The sequence below is a fragment of the Mycobacterium sp. FW102-FHT13B02 genome (assembly GCF_058790275.1).
This window is the reverse complement of record NZ_JBYTCM010000019.1, coordinates 120957-130004: the sequence shown is the minus strand read 5'-3', so window position 1 is coordinate 130004 and position 9048 is coordinate 120957. Positions and strand designations below refer to the sequence as shown.

At 65.9% G+C, this 9048-nt stretch carries 4 protein-coding genes; 3 read left to right on the top strand and 1 reads right to left on the bottom strand.

Annotation, left to right across the window (positions count from 1 at the left end; translation table 11 throughout):
- Positions 1-355: 355 nt before the first annotated feature.
- Complete coding sequence (locus tag AC3WTE_RS25365) at positions 356-1534, top strand: ROK family protein (RefSeq protein WP_492441987.1); 1179 nt, start codon at positions 356-358, stop codon at positions 1532-1534.
- Between the two features lie 60 nt (positions 1535-1594).
- On the opposite strand, the gene aqpZ is transcribed toward AC3WTE_RS25365, so the two are convergent.
- Positions 1595-2299 carry an aquaporin Z gene (aqpZ, locus tag AC3WTE_RS25360; protein WP_492441970.1) on the bottom strand — a complete coding sequence of 235 codons (705 nt, stop codon included), beginning with the start codon at positions 2297-2299 and terminating at the stop codon, positions 1595-1597.
- Between the two features lie 564 nt (positions 2300-2863).
- Between aqpZ and gltB the strand changes: the two genes are divergently transcribed.
- Complete coding sequence (gene gltB / locus AC3WTE_RS25355) at positions 2864-7471, top strand: glutamate synthase large subunit (RefSeq protein WP_492441985.1); 4608 nt, start codon at positions 2864-2866, stop codon at positions 7469-7471.
- The gene (locus tag AC3WTE_RS25350; protein ID WP_492441968.1) at positions 7464-8930 is read left to right on the top strand and encodes a glutamate synthase subunit beta; all 1467 of its coding nucleotides are present in this window, start codon (positions 7464-7466) and stop codon (positions 8928-8930) included. Before gltB ends, AC3WTE_RS25350 begins: the two co-directional genes overlap by 8 nt.
- Positions 8931-9048 lie beyond the last annotated feature (118 nt).

Here is a 9048-nt window from a genome sequence, read left to right as displayed (position 1 = left end):
CTGCGCGTCCAAGGCCCGGAAAAAGTTACGTCCGATGCGCCCGAAACCGTTGACGCCGATCCGAATAGTCACTGCTGATCTCCTTGGCTGGGTTTGAAATTGCGAATCATGTTGCGGCACAACCATGGACGGTATGGCCGCGGGGCAACTGTGCTGCTGCCGCGTTATGGGGTGCCGCTGAGCGTTCGGGGCCGGCCTTCGTGGCCCGCGACGCTGTGCTCGGCGGCGGAGCTTGATCGTTTCAGAACGAACCATACCGGCTTGAGGATTTATTGCAACCTTCTTTCGTCTCTGAAAGACGAAAGATCGAAAACTTACGTTTGCGCCCGTCGGTGTTGCCTTGCTTCAATGGGCTATGGCGCTCAACGGCACGTCGGTGTCACCCACCGCCGGTGAAGTCTTTGCGCTGATCAGGGATCGCGGGGCCATCACCCGCAGCGAGATCGGCAGGATCACGGGCCTGTCGCGGACCGCGGTGACCGCGCGAATCACCGCACTGGCAGCCGACGATCTGGTGATCGAACCTGCACATGCCGCGTCGACCGGCGGACGACCCGCGACCCAGCTGATGTTCAACGTCGATGCCGGCATCGTCTTCGCGGTAGCCATCGGGCGTAGCCGCACTCAGCTGGCCGTGTGCAATCTTGCCGGCGACATCGTCGCCACCGCTGACATCGATCAAGAGCCCGGCATGGGCCCGGACGATCTGATGCCCGACCTGGTGAAACGTCTCGACGCGCTGCTCGACGACTCCGGGCGCCGCGGCGACCGGATTTTCGGGATCGGCCTCAGTCTGCCGGGCACCGTCGATCGGCAGCGGGGAGCCAGCCTGGACTCACCGAACATGAGCGGTTGGGACGGGGTGCCGTTGGCGCCGTACTTCCAGCACCTCACCGATGCTCCGGTGGTCATGGACAACGACGCCAATGTCATCGCGCTGGCGGAACGACGCGCCGGATTCGCTGATGTTCAAGACATGTTGGTCGTGAAAGCGTCGACCGGGCTGGGTGCCGGTGTCATCATGGGCGGCCAACTCCGGCGCGGTGCCGTGCAGGCGGCCGGGGATTTCGGGCACAGCAAGATCGCAGCAGCCGCAGGCCTTCCCTGCCGCTGCGGTGACACCGGTTGTGTGGAGGCGGTGGCCGGTGGCTGGGCAATCGTCCGAGCGCTGCAGCGCGACGGATACGCCGTCAGTCACCTGCGGGACGTCGTCGCACTGGCTCAAGGCGGAGACGCCAAGGCGCGCAGCATGATTCGTGACAGCGGCCGGCATGTTGGTGAGGTGCTCGCGGCCGCGGTGAACCTGATCAACCCGGCGGTGCTGGTCGTAGCCGGCGACGTGGTGGGTGCCTATGACGTGTTCGTGGCAGGCCTGCGAGAAACGCTGTACGGCAACGCCAGCACCCTGGCCACCCGGACGCTGCAGGTTGTTCCCTCGGCCCTACCCGGACGCGCCGGCATCGTCGGCTGCGCGACGACTGTGCTCGATCATGTGCTGAGCCCCCACGTGATTGACGCATCGCCGGCCGGTTGACGGTCGCGCCGGTCGCGCGACCTCCGGTCGTCGACCAGGTGAGCTTCGGGGCGCTTCGACCTAGTCCTCGGCCTTGCCGAACAGCAGTGGGTAGGCGACGCCGGCGACCGCGGCCCCGACGAGCGGTGCCAACCAGAAGACCCAGAGCTGCGTCGGCGCCCCGTTCCCGTTGAAGAACGCGACGGCGGTGGAGCGGGCCGGGTTGACCGACGTGTTGGAGATCGGGATCGAGATCAGGTGGATCAGGGTCAGGGACAGTCCGATGGACAGGCCGGCGAATCCCTTGGGCGCCCGGGCGTCAGTGGAGCCCAGGATCACGAACAGGAACATCGCGGTCAGGATGATTTCGGTGATGATCACCGAGGTCAGGCCGAAATGTTCCGGTGAGTGGTCACCGAAACCGTTCGCGGCCATGTTGCCGGTTGCCGACCAGCCTGGTTGACCGGTGCCGATCCAGTAGATGACCCCGCCGGCGATGAGTCCACCGATGACCTGGGCGATCCAGTACGCCGGCAGGGCCTTCCATTCGATCCGGCGGGCCAGTGCCGCGCCCAGCGTCACCGCCGGATTGAAATGACCGCCGGAGATGTTGCCGAACGCGTAGACGCCTGTCAGTACCGTGAGGCCGAAAGCGATTGCGACACCGAGGAATCCAATGCCGATGGAAGTGTGTTCGCTCGGATTGGCGGCGAACACGGCGGCGCCGCAGCCGCCGAGCACCAGCCAGAACGTGCCGACGGCCTCTGCCGCCAACTTGTGTGTCATCGTGGGAGCACTCATTTGGTCAAACCCTCCAATTCGAATCGAAAAAGCCGGGTCAGCAAACCGCAGTTCGAGGGTCCCACCGATGGGCGGCGCCGCTGCCGCTCGTTGCTGAACAGCCGCCCAAAGGTGACCGGAGGTCGCCCCGTGGCGGGCGGCGAATCTAAGAATCTGAGCAATCTTTGCAGCAAATAAATATCTGGTAACAGCCTGCGTATATGTGACATATGGCAAATCATCACCGCGTCTGGCGGCCAGTGGCGCGGGTGGTTCCCGTCTGGGTGTGACGCGAAATGATTGGCGAAACTGCAAGGGCTCCAATAAAATTGGGGCTACCGACCGGTAGCTTTAGAGTGTTGTCGACCACAGTCGCAGCAATCTCGTTAGGTCTGCCTAAGTTGGCATGTCAGGCCGGGTTTGTCATATCGTTTTGTCTCAATCGAGGCGAGCGGGACGGCCCGTCGTTCAGTGCTGCACGCTGGCATACCGTCGCTCAGTCCGCTGGCGCCGCTAAAAGCGGCGGTCAAGCGATGCTTCGTAAAGAAGATGGTGAAGGGTTAGGTGGGAATGGCGCCGCAGCACGGCGGACCCAGCAAGGTCGGGCTGTACAACCCCGCGCATGAGCACGACGCCTGCGGCGTCGCCATGGTCGCGGATATTCACGGACGTCGGAGCCGCGACATCGTCGACAAGGCGATCACGGCACTGCTGAACCTGGAGCACCGCGGTGCTGCAGGTGCCGAGCCGAACACCGGCGACGGCGCAGGCATCCTGCTGCAGATTCCGGACGAGTTCCTGCGCGCCGTATGCGCGGAGGAAGGCATCGAACTGCCTGCCGAGGGCGGCTACGCCACCGGTATCGCCTTCCTGCCGCAGTCGGCCCGCGACGCCAATCTGGCCTGCGAGGCCTTCGAGAAGATCGTCGAAGCCGAAGGTCTTCAGGTCCTGGGCTGGCGCGACGTGCCGTTCGACGACTCGTCGCTGGGTGCCCTGGCGCGCGACGCCATGCCGACGCTGCGCCAGATCTTCATCGCCGGCGCTGACGGCATGCAGCTCGAGCGCCGCGCCTACGTGATCCGCAAGCGGGCCGAACACGAGCTGGGTACCAAGGGCCCCGGCCAGGACGGCCCCGGCCGCGAGACCGTGTACTTCCCGAGCCTGTCGGGCAAGACCATCGTCTACAAGGGCATGCTCACCACCCCGCAGCTCAAGGCGTTCTACCTGGACCTGCAGGACGAACGGATGAAGAGCGCGCTGGGCATCGTGCACTCGCGGTTCTCGACCAACACGTTCCCGTCGTGGCCGCTGGCGCACCCGTTCCGCCGGGTCGCTCACAACGGTGAGATCAACACCGTCAACGGCAACGAGAACTGGATGCGGGCCCGTGAGGCACTCATCCATACCGACGTGTTCGGGTACCACAACGACCTGAACAAGATTTTCCCGGTCTGTACGCCGGGCGCCTCGGACACCGCCCGGTTCGATGAGGCGCTCGAGCTGCTGCACCTGGGTGGACGTCCCCTGCACCACGCGGTGCTGATGATGATCCCCGAGGCGTGGGAACGCAGCGAGACCATGGACCCCGCCCGGCGGGCGTTCTACCAGTACCACTCGTCGCTCATGGAGCCGTGGGACGGCCCGGCGTCGGTGTGCTTCACCGACGGCACCATCGTCGGCGCGGTCCTGGACCGCAACGGCCTGCGTCCGTCGCGCATCTGGGTCACCGATGACGGCCTGGTCGTCATGGCTTCCGAGGCCGGCGTCCTGGACCTGGACCCGTCGACCGTCGTCAAGAAGATGCGCCTGCAGCCGGGCCGCATGTTCCTCGTGGACATGGCCGAGGGCCGCATCGTCGACGACGAGGAGATCAAGTCGAAGCTGGCCGCCGAGCATCCCTACCAGGAGTGGCTCGACAACGGTCTGTTCCATATCGACGACCTGCCTCCCGGCGACTACGTCAAGATGCCGCACCATCGCGTGGTGCTGCGGCAGCAGGCGTTCGGTTACACGAACGAAGAGGTCACCCAGCTGATCGTGCCCATGGCGCGGACCGGCGCCGAGGCGCTGGGCTCCATGGGTACCGATACCCCGATCGCTGTGCTGTCGCAGCGGCCGCGGATGCTCTACGACTACTTCCAGCAGCTGTTTGCCCAGGTCACCAACCCGCCGCTCGACGCGATCCGCGAAGAGGTCGTGACCAGCCTCTCGGGCGTCATCGGCCCTGAGGGTGATCTGCTGAACCCGGACGAGAACTCGTGCCGGCAGATCGTCGTGCCGCAGCCGATCCTGCGCAACGGCGACCTGTCCAAGCTGATCTGCGTCGACCCCAACCACGAGATCCGGGGCCGCAAGCACGGCATGCGCGCCGCGGTCGTCAGCTGCCTGTACCCCGTCGCCGACGGCGGTGCCGGCCTGCGCCGGGCTCTCGAGGATGTCCGCACCAAGGTGTCGCAGGCCATCCGCAACGGTGCCCGCATCATCGTGCTGTCGGACCGTGAGTCCAACGAATGGCTCGCGCCGATCCCGTCGCTGCTGTCGACGGCGGCCGTCCACCACCACCTGGTCCGGGAACGCACCCGCACCCAGGTCGGCCTGGTGGTCGAGTCCGGTGATGCCCGCGAGGTGCACCACATGGCCATGCTGGTGGGTGTCGGCGCTGCCGCCATCAACCCCTACATGGCCTTCGAGACCGTCGAAGACATGGTCGACCGCGGTGTCATCACCGGTCTGACCAGCGACCAGGCCAAGGCCAACTACGTCAAGGCCGCCGGCAAGGGTGTGCTGAAGGTGATGTCCAAGATGGGCATCTCGACACTGGCCTCCTACACCGGCGCCCAGCTGTTCCAGGCCGTCGGTATCAGCCAGCGCGTGCTCGACGAGTACTTCACCGGCATCTCCTGTCCGACCGGCGGTATCGACCTAGACGACATCGCGGCCGACGTCGCGGCGCGGCACAGCCTCGCCTACCTGGACCGGCCCGACGAGTGGGCGCACCGCGAGCTCGAGGTCGGTGGCGAGTACCAGTGGCGCCGTGAGGGCGAGTACCACCTGTTCAACCCGGACACGGTGTTCAAGCTGCAGCACTCCACTCGCACCGGTCAGTACTCGGTGTTCAAGGAGTACACCAAGCTGGTGGACGACCAGAGCGAGCGCATGGCCTCCCTCCGTGGCCTGTTCACCTTCAAAGACGGTGTGCGCGAACCGATCTCGATCGACGAGGTCGAGCCCGCCAGTGAGATCGTCAAGCGGTTCTCCACCGGCGCGATGAGCTACGGCTCGATCTCGGCCGAGGCCCACGAGACGCTGGCCATCGCCATGAACCGCCTTGGCGGACGGTCGAACTCGGGTGAGGGCGGCGAGAACGTCGAGCGGTTCGACCGGGACGCCAACGGCGACTGGCGACGCAGCGCCATCAAGCAGGTGGCGTCGGCGCGTTTCGGTGTCACGTCGCACTACCTGACGAACTGCACCGACATCCAGATCAAGATGGCGCAGGGCGCCAAGCCCGGTGAGGGCGGTCAGCTTCCGGGGCACAAGGTGTACCCGTGGGTGGCCGAGGTGCGGCACTCGACTCCGGGTGTCGGCCTGATCTCGCCGCCGCCGCACCACGACATCTACTCGATCGAGGATCTGGCGCAGCTGATCCACGACCTGAAGAACGCCAACCCCGAGGCCCGCATCCACGTGAAGCTGGTGTCGGAGAACGGTGTCGGCACGGTGGCTGCGGGTGTCTCGAAGGCGCACGCCGACGTGGTGCTCATCTCCGGGCACGACGGTGGTACCGGTGCGACCCCGCTGACCTCGCAGAAGCACGCGGGTGCGCCGTGGGAGCTGGGCCTGGCCGAGACGCAGCAGACCCTGCTGCTCAACGGTCTGCGTGACCGCATCGTCGTGCAGGTGGACGGCCAGCTCAAGACGGGCCGCGACGTTGTCGTCGCCGCGCTGCTGGGCGCCGAGGAGTTCGGTTTCGCCACCGCGCCGCTGGTGGTCTCGGGCTGCATCATGATGCGCGTCTGCCACCTCGACACCTGCCCCGTGGGTGTGGCCACCCAGAACCCGGTGCTGCGCGAGCGCTTCACCGGTAAGCCGGAATTCGTCGAGAACTTCTTCCTGTTCATCGCAGAAGAGGTTCGGGAACTCATGGCGCAGTTGGGCTTCCGCACCGTGAACGAGATGGTCGGCCAGGTCGGCGCGCTGGATACCAGCAAGGCCATCGCACACTGGCGGGCGCAGAAGCTGGACCTGACCCCGGTGCTGTACGAACCGGAGTCGGCCTTCATGAAGCAGGATCTGTACTGCACGTCGAGTCAGGACCACGGTCTGGACAAGGCGCTCGACCAGCAGCTGATCGCGGAGTGCCGGGACGCCATCGACTCCAAGGTCCCGGTGAGCCTCGCCATGAAGATCACCAACGTGAACCGCACCGTCGGCACCATGCTGGGCCACGAGGTCACGAAGGTCCATGGCGGTCAGGGGCTTCCGGACGGCACCATCGACATCACGTTCGACGGTTCGGCCGGTAACAGCTTCGGCGCCTTCCTGCCGAAGGGCATCACGCTGCGGGTGAATGGTGACGCCAACGACTATGTCGGTAAGGGTCTTTCGGGTGGACGCATCGTGGTGCGCCCGTCGAAGAACGCGCCGGCCGGTTACGTGGCCGAGGAAAACATCATCGGCGGCAACGTGATCCTGTTCGGTGCCACCAGCGGGCAGGCATTCCTGCGCGGCGTGGTGGGCGAGCGGTTCGCGGTGCGTAACTCGGGCGCCCACGCGGTGGTCGAGGGCGTCGGCGACCACGGTTGTGAGTACATGACCGGTGGCAAGGTGGTCATCCTCGGGGAGACCGGCCGTAACTTCGCCGCCGGTATGTCCGGCGGCATGGCCTACGTGTACGACCCCCACGGCGCCTTGCCGGGCAACATCAACGGCGAGATGGTCGACCTCGATGTGCTGGACGCCACGGATGAACTGTGGCTCCACGAGATCATCACCGCCCATGTCGATGGAACCGAATCGGCTGTGGGACAGCGGATTCTGGCCGATTGGCAGAATCAGAAGGAGCAGTTCATCAAGGTGATGCCTCGCGACTACAAGCGGGTACTGGAGGCGATCGCCGGGGCCGAGGCCGCCGGCGAGGACGTCGGCGAAGCGATCATGGCGGCCGCTCGTGGCTGACCCGAATGGCTTCCTCAAGCACACCCACCGCCAGACCCCGGTCCGCCGGCCGGTCGACCTGCGCCTCAAGGACTGGAAAGAGGTCTACGAGGAGTTCTCGAAGGAGACCCTGCAGGTCCAGGCTTCGCGCTGCATGGACTGCGGTATCCCGTTCTGCCACAACGGTTGTCCGCTGGGGAACCTGATTCCCGAGTGGAACGACCTGGTGTACCGGGACCGCTGGCGTGACGGCATCGAGCGCCTGCACGCCACCAACAACTTCCCGGAGTTCACCGGGCGGCTGTGCCCGGCGCCGTGTGAGGCGTCGTGCGTCCTCGGCATCAACCAGGACCCGGTGACCATCAAGCAGGTCGAGGTCGAGCTCATCGACAACGCCTGGGACGAAGGCTGGGTCAAGCCGATGGTTCCGGACGTGAAGACCGGCAAGACGGTCGCCGTCGTCGGCTCCGGACCGGCCGGCCTGGCCGCTGCCCAGCAGCTCACCCGCGCCGGACACGACGTGACCGTGTTCGAGCGGGCCGACCGCATCGGTGGCCTGCTGCGTTACGGCATCCCGGAATTCAAGATGGAGAAGCGGCACATCGACCGTCGTCTGGAGCAGATGGCGGCCGAGGGCACGCGGTTCCGCACCGGCGTCAACGTCGGCGTCGACCTGACCGTCGAGCAGCTGCAGGAAGACTTCGACGCGGTGGTCCTGGCCGGCGGCGCGACCGCATGGCGTGACCTGCCGATCCCGGGCCGCGAGCTCGACGGCATCCACCAGGCCATGGAGTACCTGCCGTGGGGCAACCGCGTTCAGTTCGGTGACGACGTTCTTGGACCCGACGGCGAGCCGCCGATCACGGCCAAGGGCAAGAAGGTCGTCATCATCGGTGGCGGTGACACCGGCGCCGACTGCCTTGGCACCGCGCACCGGCAGGGCGCCGCGAGCGTCCACCAGTTCGAGATCATGCCGCGTCCGCCGGAGGAGCGTGCCGAGTCGACCCCGTGGCCGACCTACCCGCTGATGTTCCGGGTGTCCTCAGCACACGAAGAGGGTGGCGAGCGCGTCTTCTCGGTCAACACCGAGGAGTTCCTGGGCACCGACGGCAAGGTCTCCGCACTGAAGGTGCACGAGGTCGTGATGAAGTCCGGCAAGTTCGAGAAGGTCGAGGGTTCGGACTTCGAACTCCCGGCGGACATCGTCTTCCTGGCCATGGGCTTCGTCGGACCCGAGCGGGAAGGCCTACTGACCGAGTTGGGCGTCGATCTGACCGACCGCGGAAACGTGGCCCGGGACAACGACTTCCAGACCACCGTGCCCGGCGTGTTCGTCGCCGGTGACATGGGCCGTGGTCAGTCGCTGATCGTGTGGGCCATCGCCGAGGGTCGCGCCGCGGCCGCCGGTGTGGACCGCTACCTGATGGGTGAGTCGGCGCTGCCCAAGCCGATCAAGCCGACGGCTGCTCCGCAGCGTTGATCTGACAATCGACCGTGGCCCGGTGGTGCGATGCACCGCCGGGCCACGGTTTTTGCGTCGCAAACGAGTTTGCGTCACGAACATGCCCATGGATCACAGATCCGGTGAATCTGACGCT